This is a genomic window from Kushneria sp. AK178, from assembly GCF_053903105.1.
This window is the reverse complement of the sequence record NZ_CP096381.1, coordinates 715,064-735,525: the sequence shown is the minus strand read 5'-3', so window position 1 is coordinate 735,525 and position 20,462 is coordinate 715,064. Positions and strand designations below refer to the sequence as shown.

Here is a 20,462-nt window from a genome sequence, read left to right as displayed (position 1 = left end):
GGCGCTGATCACGCCCGGGCGTCATCGATCATGGCGCAGACGTTCCCTCAACGAATCCAGGACATCATGAGCGACAACGCCAACGACAGTGCCGGCGTGCTGTTTGCCCGTCAGCCCATCTACGACCGCCAGCTGCAGCTTGCCGGCTATGAACTCCTGTTTCGTCCCTATGGCGGCGGCCCCATCGTGGCGGCCGATTTTGACGGCGATCGCGCCACCAGCCAGGTGTTGATCAACGCCTTTACGGCATCCGACATCAATGAGGTATGCGACAACCAGCCGGCCTACGTCAACTTCACGACCGACAGCCTGGTTCGCGACATCCCCTTCGATTCCCGCGCCCTGATCATCGAGATTCTGGAAGACGTCCGCGCGACGCCCGAGGTCATCGAGGCGTTGACGCGTCTGCGTGATGAGGGTCATGTGCTGGCGCTCGATGACTATACCCGCACGGACGCCGACCACCCGCTGCTGCCCTTTGCCGATATCGTCAAGCTCGACTATCCCGTCTATACCGGTGACGCGCTGGCCGACACCGTGAGGGCCCTGAAAACGCACTACCCGAACCTGCAGCTGCTGGCCGAGAAGATCGAAACGAAGGAGGACTACCGCATCGCCATGGAGGCCGGCTGCACGCTGTTTCAGGGCTATTTTCTCGCCCGGCCGGAACCGGTCTACGGCCGGGTCATGCCGGTCAATCGCCTGAATATCGTGAAGCTGCTGGCCGAGCTCAACGCCCCCGAGATCTCCATGCGCGACATGGCCGATACCGTGCAGCGCGACCCCTTTTTGAGCGTTCGGCTGCTGCGCATGGCCAACTCGGCCTTCGCCCAGCAGAGTCGGCCGGTGACCTCGCTGCATGGCGCCGTCATGGCGCTGGGGCTGTCCCGCATCCGGAGTCTGGCAAGCCTTCTGGTGCTGTCACGCTTTGACGACAAGCCCCATGCCCTGCAGCAGCTGGCCATGCTTTTGGGCCACTTCTGCCATCAGCTGGCCCACAGGCTCCCCGGCCAGGCCAGCGAGATGGGCTTTACCGTGGGCCTGTTCTCCTGTCTCGACAGCTTCATGGATCAGCCGCTGGACGAGATTCTGGCCCGTATTCCCGTTCATCCCGATATCGAGGCCGCCCTGATGCACCGTACCGGCACGCTGGGGCTGATTCTGCAAACGGCCATCGACTATCAAAGGGCGCAGTGGGCGCGACTCGACTGGCCCCGGCTGGCCCGGCTGGGGCTCTCGCCCGAGCAGATTGCCGGTGCCTACCAGCAGGCGCTGACGCGCGCCAACCGGGACAAGTAACGCCCGCCGCGAAGCATCTCCTGAAATGTTTGACGCCGGTGAATCCTGTCGCCGATGCAGTGTCCTATACTCGCCCCCTTTTTCAGGCAGGGACGCACTGCCCATGGCCCGACAGGAAACGTTGTATGCTGGTCTCCGTACAGGCGCTTCGCGCATTTGCCGCCTGGCTGGTGGTGTTTCACCACGTCATGCAGGTCTTTTTCGGCTTTGATACCGATAACCCGGCCGGCCACCTGCTCTCGACCCGGGGGCAGATGGGGGTGGATATCTTTTTTATCATCAGCGGCTTTGTGATCTACATCACCACCGCCGACCGTTCGATGAAGACCCTGCGCTTTCTCTGGCAGCGGGCAGCGCGCATCGTGCCGGTCTACTGGTTCTATACGGCCATAACCGCCGCCATCCTCTTCTTTGCCAGCGAGTGGATGCCGGAATACGGACTGGACCTGCCCTCCCTGATCATGGGGCTTTTCTTTATTCCCAATGAAAACCCGGCAGGCTTTGGCGACTATCCCATCCTGCCGGTGGGCTGGACGCTCAATTTCGAGATGATGTTCTATCTGGTCTTCGCCCTCTCCTTTCTGCTGCCGCCGCGCGTCAGGCTGTGGGCCGTGATCCTGATGATCGCGCTGCTCAATCTGGCGCTGTCGCGCCTCGAGATGATCAGCAGCTTCTACGCCGACCCCATCATCTACGAGTTTCTGCTGGGCCTTGGCGTGGGCATGCTGTACCGCCACGGCAGGCTGCCGGCGGCCACAAGGCGCTGGCCCTGGGGGCTTGTGGCGCTGGGGTGCATGACGCTCATGCTCTGCTTTACCGATCAGTCCGCCTGGCGGCTGGGGGTCTGGGGGCTGCCGGCGGCACTGCTTGTCATCGCCATGATCCGGCTGGAACCACTGTTCACGCGCTTTCAGAGCCTGCGCCGGATGGGCGATCAGTCCTACTCCGTCTATCTGGTCCACGTCATTGTGCTGTGGCTGGCCAACGCTTTGCTGTATGAGCACTGGGGGCTGCCGATCTGGCTGACGCTGGCCATCAGCGTGGTGATCATCGCCGTGTTGTCCCGGGTCAGTTTCGAGCTGCTGGAGAAACAGCTCGCCGCCCGGCTCAAGCCGCCGCGTCGTGCGCCGCAAACTGCTTGAAGGGAAACTAACCACAGTCGAATGACTGGATCACGCCCTGCTCATCGACATGGACATTCAAACGGCTCGGGTAGTACTCCATGGTGCGAATGGTGTTTGGCGCCAGCACGCGAAACTGCTCTGCCCGGCTCAGGTCCACGATCTGCTGACGCACGCCCTGATCGAGCCCGGCGCCGGTCAGCGCGTCGAGGCGATCGGCGCCACAGGCCTGCTTCGCCTCACCTGGAGCGGCATCATCGTTTATCGGTAAAGGGGAAGCGGTGTCGGTCTGCGCGGAGGACGCATCATCACTGCCGCCGCCCCACCAGGCGCAGCCGTTCAGTCCCAGCAGGGCCGTCGTGGCCAGCGCAGTGAGCAGAGCGTGTTTCATGATGATCTCCGATGGGAAGTGGCGGTAGCCTGCCCGGACAGCGTCAGCGGCGCCATGGCGGGCAGCGCAAGCGTGTCATCATCGGCGATGTCCTGCATGAAGGCCAGCCCCAGCCGATACAGCGCTGCCGCCTGACGCTCGCCGCCCAGCAGCGAGAGATTGATCGGTACGCCGGCGTCGGTTGTGCCCATCGGCACGGTCAGCTCGGGAAATCCGGTGGCCGAGGCGATGTAACCCAGCGCAAACGGCGCCTTTGCCGTGCATTCATAGTCATGGTGCTCGCCCGCCTCCAGCGGCGGCGCCGGACAGGCCTCGGTGGGAAAGACCAGCGCATCGAGTTCATTGTCCGCCATGAACTGCGACAGCTGTTCGCGAAGCTCGGGAATGCGTCGCGATACGACGTCCAGATACTCGGGGGAGCCTTCCAGACGCTTGTCGAGGCGATACTGCATGCCGCGAATCCGCCGCGGGGTTACCGGCGGGTGATCCCCGGCATGCTGATTGAGCGCCTCGCAGCGTTTCATGATCTCCTCGAGCGTCCGGGGCTGGCCTTCATCGAACTGGCGCAGGTAGCGCTCCAGCTGGGGCTGAAATTCCGCCTGATGAACCGGCCCTACCGCCACGGGCCAGAGGTCGAGATAGTGCGACGCCAGCGTGACCCGTACCGGTGTGGCGCCCAGCGCTTCAAGACGCTGCAGCGCATGGCCAAAGTGCGTCTCGATCTGCTGATTGCCCGCCTCGCGATGCTCGATCACCCCCACGCGCAGACCGTTTAGCGGCGTGGATGACGCCGGCACCGACAGGGACTCGATGTTCTCCAGCGGCGCGCGGTCGTTGAACCAGGTGGCTTCGTCATCGTCGTCACGACCGGCCATGGCGGCCAGCACCCAGGCGTTGCCCTGCACGGTGCGCGTCATCGGCGCCGGGGTGTCAAAGGACATCGCCAGCGGGATGATGCCGTCACGGCTGACCCGCCCCAGCGTCGGACGCATCGCCACCAGCCCCGTGGCATGCGCCGGGCCGCGCACCGAGCCCTCGGTATCGGTGCCCAGCGCAAAGGGCGCCAGGCCGGCCGCCACAGCGGCGGCCGAGCCGCTGCTCGAGCCCAGCACGCTGCGATCGAGTCGCCACGGGTTGCGGGTAATGCCACCCCGCGAGCTATAGCCGGTATCCCCGTAGCTGGCGGCAAATTCGGTCATGTTGGTCTTGCCCAGCAGGATCGCGCCGGCCTGCTCCAGCTGCTGGACCACGTGGGCGCTGTCCTCGGGATAGGCGTACGAGAGCACCATGGAGCCGCCCGACGTGGGCAGCCCCCTGACGTCGATATTGTCCTTGACCACAAAGGGGATGCCGTAGAGCGGTCCGTGCCCCCCCTCGTCGCGGCGGCGATCGAGCTCGCGGGCCCGGGCAATGGCGCCGGGCGCCAGATCCAGCATGGCGTTAATGGCGGGGCCCCGATCATCCAGCGCCCCGATACGGGCCAGATAGAAGCGAACAAGCTGTTCGGCGGTGACCTCACCGCGATCGAGCATGTCGCGCAGCTCGGGCAGGGTTCTGCGTTCAAGATGCAGGGAGGCGTGGTCTTTCGGAGGGTCAACGTCACTGGCGGCGCCAGCCGAGGTTGCCAGCGCCAGCCCCATCAGCATGCCGGCTATCGTGCGCCACCAAAGGCGCCGACCGTCTCCGAGCCGAGACATCATGTGCTCCCCACGTGCTGGACACGTCTGGTTCAGGAAGCCTGCATCGTGCCCGCTCAAGGCCTTCGGCATCAAGGCGTGGCGGACGATCGGTGATGCCCGGGGTCGCGACGGCGCGTATCGGCAAAGTCCCAGGGGCAACGTCTCAGGCGTCGGCGACCGCCTCATCGACCAGTGACAGCCACAGCCCCGGGCCGGCCCCGCGGCGTTCGGTGATCCCGATCAGCCCGCGCGCCTCGAGAGACGAGGCCGCACGGCGTATCAGCGCATGCGCCATGTTCAGCTCCCTCGCCAGGCGGCCGCTGTCCAGCCGGGCTCGTCCGGCCTCCCGGCCGCTTTCCAGACGTTCCAGCAGCAGCGCCTCCAGCCCCTCGAGGTCGGGATAGCGTTTGAGCCATTGCTCCAGGCGCGCCAGCGCCTCAGGAGAAAGCTGTTCGAGATCCATCAGGCCAGCCGCTGGCTCTTTTCCAGCCGGATAGCGACCGACTTGGAATTGGGCGTATTGCTCTTGATGCCGACGCTGTCCAGCGGGATCAGCGGGTTGGTCTCGGGATAGTAGGCCGCCGCGCAGCCATCGGGCGTGTCGTACTCCACCACCCGAAAGCCGTTGGCACGACGCTCGAGGCCGTCATCGCTGGCCCCGATCAGGTTGACCCAGTCGTTTTTGGCCACGCCCAGCCGCGTCATGTCGCGAGCGCTCAGGAAGATGACCCGACGCGTCCCCTCCACGCCGCGGTAGCGGTCGTTGTAGCCGTAGATGGTGGTGTTGTACTGATCGTGGCTGCGCAGGGTCTGCAGGGTGATCCAGCCCTCGCGTCGGGCCAGCGTCTGATGCAGCACCGCCTCGGGCAGCGGCTCGCTGGAGAATTCGGCCCGGCCGGACCCGGTGGGGAACTCGCGCCGCGCCCCCGGATTGCCGAGCCAGAAGCCGCGCTCCTGACGCACGCGGGCGTTGAAGTCGTCAAAGCCCGGCACCACCGCCGCGATATGCTCGCGAATGCGGTCGTAGTCGTTGGCAAGCGCGTCCCAGTCCACCCCCTCGCTGCCCAGCAGTTCCCGGGCGATGCCGGTCATGACGGCGATCTCCGAGCGCAGCTCTTTTGATGCCGGCTTGTGAATCCCCGCCGAGCCGTGGACCATGCTCATCGAGTCTTCCACGGTAATCAGCTGCGGCTGGCCATCGGCGCGGCGATCCACCTCCACGCGACCGATGACCGGCAGAATCAGCGCGTCGCGGCCGGTGACCAGATGGCTGCGGTTAAGCTTGGTGCTCATGTGTACCGTCAGATCACAGCGCTCGAGCGCCGCCTCGCAGACGGGGGTATCGGAGGTGGCGCGGGCAAAGTTGCCGCCCAGTCCGATGAACACCCGGCACTGCCCGTCACGCATGGCGCGGATGGCCGAGACCGTGTCATGGCCGTGCTCGCGCGGCATCGCCACGCCGTAGAAGCCCTCCAGCGCATCCAGAAACGCATCGTCAGGCTTTTCATAGATGCCCATGGTGCGATCGCCCTGTACGTTGGAGTGGCCGCGTACCGGGCAGGTGCCGGCGCCGGGCTTGCCGATATTGCCCCGAAGCAGCAGAAAGTTGACGATCTCGCGCACCGTGGCGACCGAATGCTCGTGCTGGGTAATGCCCATCGCCCAGGCGCAGATGGTGGCATTCGATTGAATATAGACTTCGGCGGCCTCGGTAATCTCTTCGCGACTCAGCCCCGACTGTGCCTCGATCGCCGCCCAGGGCGTGGCCTCGACCACGGCGCGCCAGGCCTCGAATCCGTCGGTATATTGCGCGATGAAATCACGATCGATGACGTTGCCGTCACGGTCATCGCGTTCGAACACGACCCTGGCCATGCCGCGAATGGCGGCCATGTCGCCGCCCAGCGCCGGGCAGAGATAGAGCGAGCTGATCTTCCCGCTGCCGCCGGTGGCCATCTCCAGCTTGCGCTGGGGGTCGGCAAAGCGCTCCAGCCCGCGCTCCTTGAGCGTATTGAACGCCACGACCTGACAGCCGTTGTCGGCCGCCTCGCGCAGGGTACCCAGCATGCGCGGATGGTTGGTACCCGGGTTCTGCCCGAAGGTAAAGATCGCCTCGGCCTTCTCGAAATCCTCCAGCAGCACGCTGCCCTTGCCGCTGCCCAGCGACTCGAAAAGCCCCGTACCGCTGGCCTCGTGACACATGTTGGAGCAGTCCGGCAGGTTGTTGGTGCCGTACAGGCGGGCCAGCAGCTGAAAGATCCAGGCCGACTCGTTGCACGCCTTGCCCGAGGTGTAGAAAAGCGCCTGATCGGGATGGTCCAGCGCCCGGAGGCGATCGGCGATCAGACGATAGGCATCCGCCCAGGCGATCGGCTCATAGTGATCGGTCTCCGGGTTGTAGCGCATCGGCGCGGTCAGCCGCCCCTGGTCCTCCAGGCGATAGTCGTCCCAGTCCTTCATCTCGGAAACCGACCAGCGCTTGAAAAAGCGCGGCGTGACGCGTTTGGCAGTGGTTTCCCAGGTCACGGCCTTGACGCCGTTTTCGCAGAACTCGAACGATGAGCCGTGCTCGGGATCGCCCCAGGCGCAGCCCGGACAGTCAAAGCCGTCGGGCTGGTTGAGCTTCAAAAGCGCCCGCACGTTGGACAGTGGCGCACGGCTGTGACGCAGATGCCGACCGACGGAGATCAGCGCCCCCCAGCCGGCGGCCGGGTGGGTGTACTCGAAAATGCGTTCCCTGGGTTGAATCACGGAAAACTCTTTATGGCAGACAATAAGGACAAGGGGGTTACGGCAAGGGGCAACCGGCCACCCCGGGCGGGGCGATGCCGGCGGTCAGCCGCTGCTGAGCAGGGTCAGGCGGCGGCCCCGATGGCAGCAGACCAGGTTCAGCGCACACAGGCGGGCAATATCGACGGCAAGCGCTGAAGGGTGAGAGAGCGTGGCCAGCGTCGGGATGCCGGCACGCACGGCCTTTTGCACCAGCTCCAGGCTGCAGCGACTCGACAGCAGCACCATCGAGATGGGCCGGCCCTCGGTCAGCGAGGCACCGATCAGCTTGTCGAGCGCATTGTGCCGGCCAATATCGACACCGGTGCCGAGCCGCTGGCCGTCACCGTCAAAGCCCAGCGCCATGTGCAGCCCGGGCTGGCCTTCGCTGGAGAGCTGCTCGAGCGCGGTTTCCAGCTGCGCCGGCGGCGGCGGCGTACTGGCGGGCAGACGCTGCAGCCCCTCCATCATCTGCGCCTCTTCGGCACTGCCGCAGCGCCCGCAGCTCGAGGAGGCCGAGGTGACACGCCGGCGCTCGCCGGCCAGCCGCTCGATATGGGCCGGCACGCTCAGGCGTACCCGCACGCCGTGGCGCAGGCGATCGGTGGTGATGTCGCTGACCTGGGAGGCCCGCGTGATCATGCCTTCGCTGAAGGCAAACCCCACCGCCCAGTGCTCGAGCGCCTCGGGCGTGGCCAGTACCGAGGCGTAGGCGGTGTCGTTGAAGGAGAGCGTGATCGGCAGCTCCGACGGCCCGTTGAGCTGCTCGGCAGGCGTTCGGGTCGCATCCTCGTAATCATCAAGTGACATGGCAGTACGGCTCCTCTGGCAGGCGGACATGGCGACAACAGTGCGCCCCGCAGGGCATCGATGCCTGCCGCGCTGCGCGGGATGGCGAGTGATCATAGTGTAACGCCGTGTTTACGGCGCGCTCCAATGGAGCAGCGGCATGAATTGATCGAGGGCGTCTATCAAATCCGGCGGTGTCATCGGATTGTGCCGTGACACCGGATGGCGGGCTCAGGGCTCGCGCAGCCACGCCAGCAGTGCCTGCAGCCGCCGTGACGGCGGCGCACCGGCGCGCCACAAAAGCCCCACCGGCGGGTCCTCATCGGTGGCCGGCAGCAGGCGGTGGGCCAGCCCCGGATGGCGCCCTGCGGCAGGGTTATGCTGCTCGACCACGCCCACGCCGGCGCCCTGCTCGACCAGCCGCTCGAGCGCCGCCATCGACTCGGCCTCCAGCACGGGCGAGAGCGTGATGCCCTCGCGGCGGGCGTGGACATCCACCCGATGGCGATGCTGCATGTCCGGCGTCAGCAGACACAGCGGATAGGCGCCAAGATCGGCCCAGTCGGGTCTCTCCGGCAGGGCAAAACGGTCTTCACGCGCCAGCAGCGCATAGCGCTCGGTATAGAGTCGGCGCGCCACGAAAGGCTCGGCCGCCGGCACGTCGAGATAGCCCACCGCCACATCGATATCGCCCTCCATCAGCGACTGCATCAGCGGCAGGGTGGCCCGCTCCATCAACCGCAGCGACAGGCCCGGGTACTGCTCGCGCAGCGGCACGATCCAGCCGCTGACGGCGCCGAGCGCCGAGGGGATCAGTCCCAGCCGCAACAGGCCGCTGGGCGGGCTTTCGGGGTCGAGTTCGGCGTTGAGCTCATCGAGCGAGGCGAGAATGCGCCGGGCGTGGCTGAGCACGTGCTCGCCCTCGGGGGTGAACCCTTCGAAGCGATGACCGCGAATGATCAGCGCACAGCCGAGCTCCTCTTCCAGCTGCTTGAGCCGAGCCGACAGCGTGGGCTGGGTAACGTGGCAGGCCGTGGCGGCGCGGCCGAAATGGCGCTCGCGGGCCAGCGCCACCAGAAAGCCGAGCTGTCGATGATCCATTCCGGGTCAGGCCCCGGCGCGGCGCGCATCGATCCAGTCGCGGGCCTGGCCCAGATGGTCAAGCCGGGCCGTGGCGCGACTGACGTCCTGACCGCGCGAGTAGGCGTTGGGGATGGCAATCACGTCGATGCCGGCAGCGCAGGCGGCGTCCACCCCGTGGCAGGTGTCCTCGATGGCCACTGCCTGTCCGGCCTCGCTGCCGCACAGGCTCAGGGCCCTTTGATAGCACTCGGGATGGGGCTTGGAGTGCGTCACGTCATTGCGGGTCACGACGTGGTCAAAAAAGCGGGCCAGGCCGTAATGCTCAAGCGTCGGGGCGATCTCCTCGCGCCCGCTGCCGGTCACCAGCGCCGTGGCCATGCCACGGGCCCGGCACCACTCGAGAATGTCGAGGGCGTGATCCATCAGCGCGATCGGCGTTTCGGTGAAACTTGCCACGGTGCGCTCGACCTTGCGATCCACCAGCGCCTGCGGCGAGATATCGAGCCCCCGGGTGCGGATCAGGCGTTCGACCTCCTGGGTCACCGGCACGCCCGAGCTTTCCCGCTTATACTCCTCATCATCGATGTGGCTGCCAAGCTCGGCCAGAATCTCGTTCCACACGCGGTGGTGGGCACTCTCGGAATCGGCCAGCGTGCCGTCAAAATCAAACAATACAACGCGATACTTCCCGGATGATGGCATGCAGACGCTTCCTGTCACGGTGATAGGGAGAGGCCATGGTCCAGCAACACGTGCACTCGAGCAACTGCACGGCCCCGGTTTCATTGCTAGAATAATTCTCATTCACACATGAATGCCGGACTCACATGCAGTCGGCAGTGCCGGAGAGACCGTCATGTTTGACGCCCTGTTCAATGAACGGCTGGAGCGCTTTGGCGCGGTCCTGACCTGTCGCCGGGCGGGTATGGAAGGGGTCATGCCCGTGCGGCGTCTGCTGGAACAGGACATGCTCGACAGCGTGCTGACGCGCTTTAGCCACCACCACGGCCCCTGCGAACGCCGGGCAGTGGCCACACAGTGGTCCAAGCACTATCTGAGCCAGCTGATCATTCCCATTACGGTCATCGAGCTCTGCCGCGACGTGCACCTGCCCACCAGCCTCGATGACATGGGCGTGGTGCTGGGCGCGGACGGCACGCCCGAGCGGTTCGTGCTGCCGCATGAAGGGACCATCAGTCTGGACAACGGCTGCGTACGCTTCTGCCCGCTGATCGCACACCATCTCACCCCGCTGATCGACGCGCTGGCCCGCCGGGTACACTTCTCCCCCCGCGTGCTGTGGAGCAACGCCGCGGTCTATTTCGAATTTGCGGTCAATGAGCTGGAACGCCAGGGGCTGGCGAGCGCCTTCGAGATCAACGGCGCCCGCGCCATGATGGCGCAGCGTCAGCTGCCGGACCGCCAGCGCAACCCCTTCTATCGGCCGGTGGAGTATATCGACGTGGTCGACGACAGCGGCACGGCAGAACCGTGGCGCTGTCGGCGCATGTGCTGTCTGCGCTATCTCGATGACAGCCTGGAGCTGTGCGGCAACTGCCCGCGCCTCAAGACAACCCGGGCCAGCGAACAGCCGGCTCAGGCCTGAGAATTGTCCTGCTCGCCGGTCTCTTCGACGCGCTCACGGCGCGCGGTGCCGGCATCACGGCGGGCGCTCAGCGCCTCTTCGTACATCTGCTCCATGACGTGCAGCATGCCGCCAAGAATCCACCAGACCCCGAAGATGGCCAGCAAAAAGGCGATGGCCGCCACAAAGGCGTTCTGGAAGAGGGCATACAGTGCCGCCGCCGCCAGACAGAAGGCGTAGCCGCCCACCGCGCGACGCAGTGACCTGTCCAGCTGCTGCCAGAAGTCGTTCTGGCTGTAGCCCACGCCCCGGCGCCAGACAATATCGGTCAGGATATGGAAGGTGATCGCGGCCGAGACCAGCAGCAGCGCGAAGCTCACGACCTGAAAGATACCGAAGGCCGGGCTGGTAATCACGGCAAAAAGCCACAGAATCGGCAGTGACACCACTGCCCACATCACGATCGCTCGCTTGCGCAACGTCTGGTTGTTCATGGTCCTCATGTCCTGTCTGATCGATGGTATCCGGCCCGGAATCATCTGTCCGGCCGCCCTGCCCCAATGGGACACCAGTGCCGACGACCTGGTTCAGCGGTGCCCGCGCTCGGCAATACGCCGGCGCCCGGGCCGGCAGGGGCACAGTATGCCCTGGCCGTTCGGGCAATATCTTGCCGTTATGCTGATCCGTCTCCCTGCGGTGACCACGCGATCGGACCCGGATCATCCTCCAGATCAAAGTGTGTTTCACCGCTGAGGTGGTTGAGAATCACCGCCGAGCGCCAGGCCATCAGCGACAGCTGCGGCTCGGCGATGCCATAGCGGGTGCGCCCGGCGTTGACGGCGTAGATGCGGCTGTCGCCGCCGCCCTGCCAGTCGAGCATGAAATGGCGTCCCATGCTCGGCTCGCCGCGCGCATCCTGTCCGATCCGATCGGCCAGCGGCGCCATGCACCCGGGCAGCATCGACTCAAAGCCGGTGGCGAAAATGACCACATCGGCATCGAAGCGCTCGAGCCCCCCGGTCGTGCCGTGGCGCGCCTCCAGCACGAAGGCGTCACCGTGACGGGTCATGTTGACCGCCTCACGGTGGGGCAGCAGATGCGCCCAGCGCGGCTCGTTCATCACGTCAAAGCGGTGATAGAGGGTCTGGTAGATCTCGGTCAGGGCCGCCGGCGTGATGCCATCGCTGGCGTATTTCTGGGCGCTGACCTCCCGCCGGCGCACCGCCTCGTCCAGCTCGACAAACTGTGTGGTATAGCCGGGCGTGAAGTACTCGTTGGTAAACGCCGTCTCGTCCAGCGGCTGGAAGTTGCGCCGGCGCGACAGCCAGTTCAGCGATGTCGGTGGCCCCCAGTGACCGCGCAGGGCGTTGATGAAGATATCCGCCCCGCTCTGCCCGCCGCCGACGATCACCACCCTTTGGTTGGTGAAATCGCGCGCGCGCCAGGCAATCGATTCGGCGTGCAGGCAGTGCTCGCCCTGATGCTCGCGGGCGAAGTCCGGCAGCCAGGGCGCCTTGCCGCTGCCCAGACACAGATGGCGCGCGCGGAAGGTGCGGGTATCGGTGCGCAGGCAGAAATGTTCGCCGTCGTGGTCGATCTCGCGCACGCTGTGATCCAGCCAGACGTTGTCCAGCCCCTCGGCGGCCCAGCGCAGATAGTCGGAAAACTCCGCGCGCGACACCGTGGAGAGCTCGGCGTTCAAAAAGCGGTAAAAGCGCCGGTGCTGGACCAGATAGTTGAGAAACGACCAGCGGCTGGTCGGGTCGATCGCGGTGACCAGATCCTTGAGAAAGCCGGTCTGCAGATGCGTGTCCGGCAGCATCATGCCTTCATGCCAGGCATAGCGCTTTTGGCGGTCGAAAAAGCGCGTGGACAGCCGGGGCAGACGGTCGGCGGCCAGTGCGGCGATGCTCAGGTTGAACGGACCGGCGCCGATACCGGCCAGATCCAGAAGCTCGGGGGTGTCAGCCATGTCGGGCAATATCTCGGATAGTCAGGCGCCCTGACGCGACAGTGCCGACTCGCCGTGGTGGCGCAGCGGGTCATCGTCGCTCAGGCAGTGATAGAGCGGATTGTCGATCAGATGATCCATGTCCGGCAGCATGCGTGCCGCTGAGCTGTCATTGGCATGCAGAAACTTCGAACGGTTGAGGCCCAGACGCAGAATGCGCGGCTTGAACAGACTGAACAGATCAAAGCGGGCCTGCATCTCATCGTGGCGCGCCATATAGGCCTCCAGCGCACGGGCGCAGAGCTGATAAAAGCGCGTTTCGCTCACACCGGCCTGCTCGGCCAGCGGCGCGACAAAGCGCAAAAGCGTCACGAAATGGCCGGTCTGCAGATCGTGAATCAGCTTTTCCGGCCCCAGGCGCACGGTCGCCTCCACCAGCTCGCGCGGCAGGTCACGGGCCTCGGGAAAGTCTTCGTCGACCAGGCGCAGATCGCCCTGAAAGTCCTTGAGCGCCAGCCGGTGCGGCACGCCATCGCGCAGGATCAGGGTCAGGTTCTGCCCGTGGGCAATGATGATGACCCCGAACCGGCAGATCAGATGATACATCGGGATCAGCGTGACCTCGAACATGCGCGATAGCCACTGCTCGGCATCAATGCCGGCGGCCTCGATATAGGCGGCAAGCCAGGCCCGGCCGTGACCGTCGCACTGCATCAGCTCCGACATCAAAAGCGCCTGCTCATTGTCGCTCACCCGCGGGGCCAGCCCCTCGCGCCAGATCACCCCGCAGAGCTCGCGAAAGCGATACGGCGCCTCATCGAGGCGGCCGTACTGGTCGTGTTCGACCACGGCAGAGGCCGGCTCGGCCAGAATCTCGAGGCCGGCACGGCGAAACTCGTCGTCATCGTCGGCGCGCGCCTGCAGCCAGTGGGAAGCGGCGGGCCCGGCCAGCATGTACTGCCCTGGAATGCCGCGATAGCTGGAGGTGTTCATGATGGTGATCGGCAGCTTGAGATCAAAGCGCCCCGGGCGGCTGGCGTTGGTCAGCGTGCGCAGCGACTGCTGGGCCACGAAGTGATCGCCGAAGGCGCCCAGCCAGGCCATGTCGCCGCGGCCGATATCGCCGACATGCAGCATGGCGAGCATGCGCGCCCACTGCCACGGGTGCACCGGCATCAGGGCGAAGGTTTCGGCCTTCTCCCCCAGCACCGCACACTTGCCATCGCGCGCCGCCAGCAGGGCACGGCGCTGATCGTGATCGAGCACGCTGTCCAGCAGTGTGGCCTCATCGATCGCCATGCGGCTGCTTTTGAGCCGCTCACGGCGCACCATCAGCCACTCGACCTGAAAGGGGTGGCCGTATTCCGGCGCGTAGCGCTCAAGCGACTGTTCGCCCCAGCCGCGCCGCCCCTTGTTGAACAAGAACTTCGGGTGGCCATCGAGCACGGCCTGGCGCTGCGGCTCGGCAAGCCGGATCGCCGCGTCGGCGCCCAGACGCTGGTGCGCCTCGATGAGATAGCAGTCGCCGCGCAGGGTGTTGTAGAGATCCTCCAGATGCTCGGCCAGCTGGGCATCGTTCATGCCCATGCCGGGAGCCAGCGCCAGCAGAAACTCGGCGGCCTCCGGCATCCCGCCGGCGGCTTCCGGGCCGGCGAGACTGTCGGCATCGATCAGAAGCTGCCCCCACAGGTTCGTGGTGGCCTGAAAGTGCCAGCGTCCGCAGGCACGGCTGTCGGCCGAGGTGCTCCGGTTCTTATCGGAGACCGCCTCGATATCCAGCCGCCAGCCCTTTCTGTCGCTTGCGCTCTCGGTGTTTCCATCGGCCTCGGGCAGCAGCACCTGCTCCCAGGCCAGCTCGCTGATCATTTTAACGATCAGCGCGCGATTGGCGCGCGCCCAGTGCCGGCGGATGGCTTCGTCAGGGTCGATGGCGGCAAGCTGCGGCGGCAGAATCGATGACAGGGACCCGACCGACATCACATCACCTGTCCAAAGAAGTGATGACGGCTGCCCATGACCAGCATGGCGCGCTTGTCGGGCAGATCGAACTCGCGCAGGCTGAAAAGCCCCAGCCGCTCGAGATGGCGAAAGATACGCTCGTTGCCGGCGTCGGGCTCCAGCACGATACGCTCGGTGCGCGGCTCGCTCAGGTAGGCGTAGTGCTGCAGCGCGGCAAGCCAGGCATCGACAAAACGCTCGCCGCGGAAATTGTCCTCGCCGACCAGCACATGCAGGCCACGATCGAAGGCCTGCCAGGCGTAGTAGTCGCCCAGCACGTCCTCGGGAGCCCAGTAGAGCTCGAAATAGCCGAACGCCTCGCCGTCCAGCTCGGCCATCAGCGACAGGCGGTGCGGCTCGGCCAGCCGCTTGTCCAGCCAGTCACTGAATGCGTCATGCGGCTTGTTCTGCTGCCAGAAGCGGGCCACCCGCTCGCGCTGCATCCAGCCGTGCAGGCGGTCCAGGTCGCGTGCGTGCTCGCAGACGCGCAGGGTGAGCCGGCTTTCCAGGCGCGGATCAAAACGCTCATAGACCACGCCCCGCGGTTTGGGCGGCCGCTTTGGCAGCCCGCGCTCGATCTCGAAGGGCTGAGCGGCGTAGTCGGACTTGAGCCACTGCCACGGGCGCTGATAGAAGCTTTCCCGCAGCACCCGCGGGGCCCCCAGCGCCTGACACAGCGGATACCAGTGGGGATCGGCGCGCCAGGCATCATCCAGCGTCAGCAGGCGACACTCGGGGTGGGTGGCAAAGTGGTGATCGATGGCGTCCACAAGCGCTCGCGTCTGTGAGGGCGCCAGTGTCTCGCTGGTCGACAGATCGTCACGGCTGGACATGGTGGTGTCTCGCGATATCAGGGTCATGGGTCAGGATGCTGGCGCCTCAATCAGCAGCGGATTGGGCATGTCCAGATAAATCCTTGCCGGGTCATCGAGTGTGGATTCGTTGATGCCGGCCAGATAGCAGAAGAAGTTGCTTTTCACCTCGAGCGTGCTCGCTTCCAGCAGGTGATCCAGCAGCGCGGGATCGCCATCGTCACAGCAGCGGCGCAGCGCCGCCAGATGATCGCGCAGCCGCGCCATCAGCGCGGGCTCGTCAACAAGGTCCGCCTCGGCCAGCGCCGCGGTCACCGCAAGGGTCGAATTGACGATGACATAGTAGGGAAAATAGCGCTTGAGCATGGCCTCGGTGATGCGATGGTCCCGGCTGACGCTCTCCCCGGGATGACGGGTCATGAAATGGTCCGTGACACCGCTGCCCTGGCAGTCGCGATAGTCCACTCCCACCGGGCGCTCGCGGTCCAGGCGCACCACGATGTTCTGCTGATGGGCCAGCAGCACGATGCCCTCCTCGACCACCAGCCGGATCAGCGGCGACAGCACCCGCTCGCAGAAGGCATCAAACCACACAAGCGCCGCTTCACGCTCGCTGATACCCTCAAGCGCCGCCAGACGCCGGACGCTGCAGGCCAGCAGCGTCTCCTCGCCCAGCGGCTGGGTCAGGGTAGCGAGCACCACGCTGGGCGACTCGGGGCCGGCAATGCGGTTTTCGCGCAACAGCGCAAGGCTTGCCTCGTCGATGTCGCCGTCAGCGGTTTTCCAGCCCAGCCAGGCCGGCTCCTGCATCAGGTGAAAGTGCTCGCGGATATCCTCGCGCACTGTCGGCCACCAGCGATCCAGCCGCAGGCCGCGCATCACCTCATCGCCGTGCAGCACCCGCAGCGAGTTGGTCAGCCGCGCCGACAGCGAGCCCTTGACCATCCAGTCGGCCTGCGCGCAGTAGAGCGAGCGGTGCGAGGAGGTCGGGTACCAGCGCCGGGCGGTGTCACTGTCCTGCCCTTCCTTGCCCAGCACGATCAGTTCCCCGGCCTCGATCCGCGCGGCGATGTCCTCGCGCGCCTGCAGAAAGTGGGCCTGCCAGGGGTGCATGGGCAGCGCACTAAACCCCACCGGCAGTCGCTCGGCCAGCGTCTCCGGCAGCAGATCGTACATCAACGCGGCGGCCGCAGGTTCACGGCTGGAATCGCCCACCGCCCGCGTCGGTGACACGCCCCACCAGACCAGCGAAACGCTCGCCCGGTGCTCGGGGGTATACGCCCGCGCCTGCGCGTCATTGAAGGGCGCCTGCGACTTGGGCGCCGGATGAAAGTCATGGCCGACCAGCAGCCCCTGCTCGGCCTCGAGAAAGCCAAGCGGCCCGGTCATGAGATGGTCCAGGTCATCGCGCCCGGCAAGCGCCGCGGCGATGGTATCGCGGCTGCCCATGACGCTTTTGAAAAACGTCTCGCGCCGCACGGCATCAAGCCGGCCCACCAGCGGGTGCTCACAAAGCCAGGGGCTTGCCAGCAAAGCGTCGACGGCCTGCTCAAGAGAGAGGGTCTGAAGGCCGTCCGGCGTGGCCAGCCGCAGGGGCAGGCGGATCCGGCAGCGCCCGGAGAGGCTTCGATGCCCGAGAGCCACGCGCAGACAGCGCTCGCGCGCGGGCGTCAGAGGAATCACGGCCATCTCGTCACCGTCGTGACGTTCCAGCCACCAGTGCGCGGTCTCGCGCAGCAACGCGTTGAAAAAACTGGTCGCCGCCAGCCGGTCGGCCCACTCGGTGTCGGGCGTTGGGTGGCGAGGAAGGTCCTGCATCGAGCACTCCTGATAACGGGGCAATGACCGCCATGTTCTGATGTGGCAGCAAGCATAGTCGATCGTGACAGCGCCTGCGCCGGGCGTCCTGACGGATCGACCGGGACGGCGTTTTCAGCACGAATGATTTTGATAATGTTTCTCATTTGGGCTAGAGTGACGCTCTGTTACCGCACCGGTGGCCCGCTTCCGGTGCCCGTCCACTGACAACGCGACTTGTCAGGAGTCAACGTGAATCAGCCGTTCCCTTCCCGGTTATCGCTTGCCCGGGCTTCCTGCGGGCTGCTCGAGGGCCTCGAACCGAATGATGCCTTTTTCTCTTCACCGGCCACGACCCTGCTGGGACGCGGCGTGGCCCATCAGCGTCAGACCCGCGATGCCCGGGCGCAGACGCTGGATGACACCGCCCGTGAGCTTTTCAGCACCGCCCGGGCACAGGGCCATATGGATCCCGTCATCATGGGGCTGATCCCGTTCGATCACGCTGACAGCGCCCGCCTTGTCGTGCCTGCAGAGCTGCTGCGCGCCGCGCCCGACACCTCGAGTCGGCCTCCGGACAGCGCCCCACTCGAGACACCGGCCCGCTCGATCACGCCCGAGCCGGCGCCCGAGCACTACTGTCGCGCCGTGGAGAGCGCCCTGCAACAATTTGACACCACCGCGCTCAACAAGGTGGTACTGGCCCGATCGCTGCGCGTCCAGACTCAGGCGCCGGTGGATGCCCGGGCGCTGTTGAAGCGCCTTTTGAGCATCAATCCGCAGGGCTATAACTTCGCGTTGCCGACCGGTGAGGACCGCAGCCTGGTCGGTGCCAGCCCGGAACTTTTGATCCGTCGCGAGGGCCATCGGGTGATCGCCAATCCGCTGGCCGGCTCCATTCCGCGTCACGACAACGCCTGCGAGGACCAGCGCCGCGCCGAGGGACTTCGCGTCTCCGACAAGGATCGGCGCGAGCATGCGCTGGTCGTCGAGGCGATCGTGGCCGCCCTGCGCCCGCTGTGTCGCACGCTGGACGTGCCGGACGGTCCGGAGGTGATTGCCACCGACCGCATGTGGCACCTCTCGACCACGCTTGAAGGCGAGCTTGCCGATCCGAGCCTGACCTCGCTGGGCGTGGCGGCCGCCCTTCACCCTACGCCCGCCGTGTGCGGCGCGCCCTGGCAGGACGCCCATCAGGCGATCAAAACGCTGGAAGGCTTCGAGCGCGGCTACTTCACCGGGCTGGTCGGCTGGTGTGACGAGACGGGCGACGGCGAATGGGCCATTGCCATCCGCTGCGCCGAACTCGCCCCCGATCACGTGCGCGTGTTCGCCGGCGCCGGCGTGGTGCCGGGCTCGATCCCGCGCAGCGAGCTGGAAGAAACGGCGGCCAAGATGCGGACCATGCTGGGTGCCATGGGCCTGGATTACGACGACGCAACGAACAAGACGGTTTGATGATGACAACCCCGACACCGACCCGGCGCGCCACGCTTGACGAGATCGTCTCGCGCTGCCCGGACTACCCGCTCGAGCGCCAGCGCCTGTATCGCGACCACGGCTGCTGGCTCGACGAGACCTTCGGCGCCATGCTGCGTCGTCTCGCCCGTGAGCACGGCCCCCGTGAAGCGCTGGTCGATCATGACCTGCGTTTAAGCTACACCGAGCTGGATGCCCGCGTGGACGCCTTCGCCCGCGGCCTGCGCCGCTCGGGGATCGAGCGCGGCGACCGGGTGGTCCTGCAGCTGCCCAACCGCCACGAGTTCGTGGTGGCCTGCTTTGCCCTCTTTCGCCTCGGCGCCCTGCCGATCTTCGCCCTGCCGGCGCATCGCCGCTTCGAAGTCGAGCATTTCTGTCGCGCCGCCACGGCGCGCGCGCTGATCATCTGCGATCGCAACGGCGGTTTTGACTACCGCGCCATGGCCCGCGAGGTGCGTGAGGCGGTGCCCACGCTCGAGCAGGTCGTTGTCTGCGGCGAGGCCGAAGAGTTCACCGCCTTCGAGACGCTTTACAAGCATGAGGGCGCGCCGGTCGAGGATGTCCCGAGCGCCCACGACCTGGCCTTTTTCCAGCTCTCCGGCGGCACCACCGGCGTGCCCAAGCTGATTCCGCGGCGCCATGACGACTATCACTACAGCCTGCGCGAGAGCAATCGCGCCTGCAGCGTCACGCCTGATACGGTCTATCTGATCGCGCTGCCGATCGGGCACAATTTTCCCATGAGCTCGCCGGGCTTTCTGGGCGTGCTGCTCGGCGGCGGCCGACTGGTCATTGCGCCACGCCCCAGCCCGGATGAGTGCTTTGCGCTGATCGAGCGCGAGCGGGTCACCATGACCTCGCTGGTACCGCCGCTGGCGATGCTGTGGCTCGACAGCGCGCCCCATGCCCGCGCCGACCTGTCGAATCTCGACATTCTGCAGGTGGGCGGGGCGAAACTGGTCAGCGAGGCCGCACGCCGCGTGGCGCCGACGCTGGGCTGTCGGCTGCAGCAGGTCTTCGGCATGGCCGAGGGGCTGGTCAACTACACCGGCCTGGATGACCCCATCGAGCTGATCAACACCACCCAGGGGCATCCGATGTCACCGCTGGATGAGGTGCTGGTGGTCGATGACGACGATCAGCCCGTGCCGCCGGGCGGCGTGGGCCATCTGATTACCCGCGGCCCCTATACCATCCCGGGCTATTTCGTCGCCCCCGCCGGCGGCGAGGAACCGGAAGACGCCCACAACCGGCGCGCCTTCACCAGTGAGGGCTTTTATCGCACCGGTGATCGCGTCCAGATGACACCGGATGGCTATCTGATTGTCGAAGGGCGTGACAAGGACCAGATCAACCGCGGCGGCGAGAAGGTGGCCGCCGAGGAGGTCGAAAACCAGCTGCTGGCGCATGACAGCGTCCATGACGTGGCGGTCGTGGCCATGCCCGACCCTTATCTGGGCGAGCGGGTCTGCGCCTTTGTCGTGTCCCGCGGGGAGACGCCGAAGCCGATGGTACTGGCCCGCTTTTTACGCGACCGGGGCCTTGCCAACTACAAGGTGCCCGAGCGCTTCGAGTTTCTCGACGCCTTCCCGCAGACCGGGGTGGGCAAGATCAGCAAGAAGGCGCTGCGCCAGACGCTCAAGGCGCACTGGTTCGCCGACGATGCATCCGCGGGCGACTGACGCCGGCCCGCGGCGCTGAAGGATTAC

17 protein-coding genes are annotated in these 20,462 nt (G+C 66.0%); 5 read left to right on the top strand and 12 right to left on the bottom strand.

Annotated features, from left to right (window positions below; all coding sequences use genetic code 11):
• The first annotated feature begins 30 nt into the window (after positions 1-30).
• Positions 31-1,299 carry an EAL and HDOD domain-containing protein gene (locus M1D97_RS03320; protein WP_456269336.1) on the top strand — a complete coding sequence of 423 codons (1,269 nt, stop codon included), beginning with the start codon at positions 31-33 and terminating at the stop codon, positions 1,297-1,299.
• Positions 1,300-1,424: 125 nt separating this feature from the next.
• Positions 1,425-2,441 carry an acyltransferase family protein gene (locus M1D97_RS03315; protein WP_456269335.1) on the top strand — a complete coding sequence of 339 codons (1,017 nt, stop codon included), beginning with the start codon at positions 1,425-1,427 and terminating at the stop codon, positions 2,439-2,441.
• Between the two features lie 7 nt (positions 2,442-2,448).
• Here the strand turns inward: M1D97_RS03315 and M1D97_RS03310 are convergent, their stop codons facing one another.
• The 7 genes from M1D97_RS03310 to M1D97_RS03280 form a co-directional block, all read right to left on the bottom strand.
• A complete protein-coding gene (locus tag M1D97_RS03310) occupies positions 2,449-2,811 on the bottom strand; it encodes an I78 family peptidase inhibitor (protein WP_456269334.1) in 363 nt (120 codons plus the stop codon).
• Positions 2,808-4,457, bottom strand: a complete 1,650-nt coding sequence (locus tag M1D97_RS03305; protein ID WP_456269333.1) for an amidase — start codon at positions 4,455-4,457, stop codon at positions 2,808-2,810. The genes M1D97_RS03310 and M1D97_RS03305 overlap by 4 nt, the downstream gene beginning before the upstream one ends.
• A gap of 196 nt (positions 4,458-4,653) precedes the next feature.
• On the bottom strand, positions 4,654-4,953 hold the full coding sequence (locus M1D97_RS03300) for a hypothetical protein (protein WP_456269332.1): 300 nt from the start codon (positions 4,951-4,953) through the stop codon (positions 4,654-4,656).
• Positions 4,953-7,241, bottom strand: coding sequence for an FdhF/YdeP family oxidoreductase (locus M1D97_RS03295; RefSeq protein ID WP_456269331.1), 2,289 nt, complete (start codon positions 7,239-7,241; stop codon positions 4,953-4,955). Before M1D97_RS03295 ends, M1D97_RS03300 begins: the two co-directional genes overlap by 1 nt.
• Positions 7,242-7,325: 84 nt before the next feature.
• Complete coding sequence (locus M1D97_RS03290) at positions 7,326-8,069, bottom strand: formate dehydrogenase accessory sulfurtransferase FdhD (RefSeq protein ID WP_456269330.1); 744 nt, start codon at positions 8,067-8,069, stop codon at positions 7,326-7,328.
• Between the two features lie 210 nt (positions 8,070-8,279).
• Complete coding sequence (locus M1D97_RS03285) at positions 8,280-9,149, bottom strand: LysR family transcriptional regulator (RefSeq protein ID WP_456269329.1); 870 nt, start codon at positions 9,147-9,149, stop codon at positions 8,280-8,282.
• A gap of 6 nt (positions 9,150-9,155) precedes the next feature.
• On the bottom strand, positions 9,156-9,833 hold the full coding sequence (locus M1D97_RS03280; protein WP_456269328.1) for an HAD family hydrolase: 678 nt from the start codon (positions 9,831-9,833) through the stop codon (positions 9,156-9,158).
• Between the two features lie 154 nt (positions 9,834-9,987).
• Between M1D97_RS03280 and fhuF the strand changes: the two genes are divergently transcribed.
• Positions 9,988-10,737, top strand: coding sequence for a siderophore-iron reductase FhuF (gene fhuF, locus M1D97_RS03275; RefSeq protein WP_456269327.1), 750 nt, complete (start codon positions 9,988-9,990; stop codon positions 10,735-10,737).
• Here fhuF and M1D97_RS03270 read toward each other — a convergent pair.
• From M1D97_RS03270 to M1D97_RS03250, 5 genes are all read right to left on the bottom strand, one after another.
• Positions 10,728-11,210 carry a hypothetical protein gene (locus tag M1D97_RS03270; RefSeq protein ID WP_456269326.1) on the bottom strand — a complete coding sequence of 161 codons (483 nt, stop codon included), beginning with the start codon at positions 11,208-11,210 and terminating at the stop codon, positions 10,728-10,730. The two genes, fhuF and M1D97_RS03270, sit on opposite strands and share 10 nt — an antisense overlap.
• Before the next feature lie 179 nt (positions 11,211-11,389).
• The gene (locus M1D97_RS03265) at positions 11,390-12,688 is read right to left on the bottom strand and encodes a lysine N(6)-hydroxylase/L-ornithine N(5)-oxygenase family protein (RefSeq protein WP_456269325.1); all 1,299 of its coding nucleotides are present in this window, start codon (positions 12,686-12,688) and stop codon (positions 11,390-11,392) included.
• Between the two features lie 21 nt (positions 12,689-12,709).
• Positions 12,710-14,644, bottom strand: a complete 1,935-nt coding sequence (locus M1D97_RS03260) for an IucA/IucC family protein (protein WP_456269324.1) — start codon at positions 14,642-14,644, stop codon at positions 12,710-12,712.
• Entirely contained in the window at positions 14,644-15,498 is an 855-nt protein-coding gene (locus M1D97_RS03255; RefSeq protein WP_456269323.1) for a GNAT family N-acetyltransferase, read from the bottom strand. Before M1D97_RS03255 ends, M1D97_RS03260 begins: the two co-directional genes overlap by 1 nt.
• 30 nt (positions 15,499-15,528) lie before the next feature.
• On the bottom strand, positions 15,529-17,295 hold the full coding sequence (locus M1D97_RS03250; RefSeq protein ID WP_456269322.1) for an IucA/IucC family protein: 1,767 nt from the start codon (positions 17,293-17,295) through the stop codon (positions 15,529-15,531).
• A 231-nt stretch (positions 17,296-17,526) separates the two neighbouring features.
• On the opposite strand from M1D97_RS03250, the gene M1D97_RS03245 reads away from it, so the two are divergent.
• The gene (locus M1D97_RS03245) at positions 17,527-18,732 is read left to right on the top strand and encodes an isochorismate synthase (protein ID WP_456269321.1); all 1,206 of its coding nucleotides are present in this window, start codon (positions 17,527-17,529) and stop codon (positions 18,730-18,732) included.
• The gene (locus tag M1D97_RS03240; RefSeq protein ID WP_456269320.1) at positions 18,732-20,435 is read left to right on the top strand and encodes a (2,3-dihydroxybenzoyl)adenylate synthase; all 1,704 of its coding nucleotides are present in this window, start codon (positions 18,732-18,734) and stop codon (positions 20,433-20,435) included. The genes M1D97_RS03245 and M1D97_RS03240 overlap by 1 nt, the downstream gene beginning before the upstream one ends.
• Positions 20,436-20,462: the final 27 nt, after the last annotated feature.

What these genes read in the sequence shown, in the direction of transcription:
- M1D97_RS03320 (WP_456269336.1), top strand. Translation starts at nt 31, where the DNA reads ATGGCGCAGACGTTCCCTCAACGAATCCAGGACATCATGAGCGACAAC.
- M1D97_RS03315 (WP_456269335.1), top strand. Translation starts at nt 1,425, where the DNA reads ATGCTGGTCTCCGTACAGGCGCTTCGCGCATTTGCCGCCTGGCTGGTG.
- M1D97_RS03310 (WP_456269334.1), bottom strand. Translation starts at nt 2,811, where the DNA reads ATGAAACACGCTCTGCTCACTGCGCTGGCCACGACGGCCCTGCTGGGA.
- M1D97_RS03305 (WP_456269333.1), bottom strand. Translation starts at nt 4,457, where the DNA reads ATGCTGATGGGGCTGGCGCTGGCAACCTCGGCTGGCGCCGCCAGTGAC.
- M1D97_RS03300 (WP_456269332.1), bottom strand. Translation starts at nt 4,953, where the DNA reads ATGGATCTCGAACAGCTTTCTCCTGAGGCGCTGGCGCGCCTGGAGCAA.
- M1D97_RS03290 (WP_456269330.1), bottom strand. Translation starts at nt 8,069, where the DNA reads ATGTCACTTGATGATTACGAGGATGCGACCCGAACGCCTGCCGAGCAG.
- M1D97_RS03285 (WP_456269329.1), bottom strand. Translation starts at nt 9,149, where the DNA reads ATGGATCATCGACAGCTCGGCTTTCTGGTGGCGCTGGCCCGCGAGCGC.
- M1D97_RS03280 (WP_456269328.1), bottom strand. Translation starts at nt 9,833, where the DNA reads ATGCCATCATCCGGGAAGTATCGCGTTGTATTGTTTGATTTTGACGGC.
- fhuF (WP_456269327.1), top strand. Translation starts at nt 9,988, where the DNA reads ATGTTTGACGCCCTGTTCAATGAACGGCTGGAGCGCTTTGGCGCGGTC.
- M1D97_RS03270 (WP_456269326.1), bottom strand. Translation starts at nt 11,210, where the DNA reads ATGAACAACCAGACGTTGCGCAAGCGAGCGATCGTGATGTGGGCAGTG.
- M1D97_RS03265 (WP_456269325.1), bottom strand. Translation starts at nt 12,688, where the DNA reads ATGGCTGACACCCCCGAGCTTCTGGATCTGGCCGGTATCGGCGCCGGT.
- M1D97_RS03260 (WP_456269324.1), bottom strand. Translation starts at nt 14,644, where the DNA reads ATGTCGGTCGGGTCCCTGTCATCGATTCTGCCGCCGCAGCTTGCCGCC.
- M1D97_RS03255 (WP_456269323.1), bottom strand. Translation starts at nt 15,498, where the DNA reads ATGTCCAGCCGTGACGATCTGTCGACCAGCGAGACACTGGCGCCCTCA.
- M1D97_RS03250 (WP_456269322.1), bottom strand. Translation starts at nt 17,295, where the DNA reads ATGCAGGACCTTCCTCGCCACCCAACGCCCGACACCGAGTGGGCCGAC.
- M1D97_RS03240 (WP_456269320.1), top strand. Translation starts at nt 18,732, where the DNA reads ATGATGACAACCCCGACACCGACCCGGCGCGCCACGCTTGACGAGATC.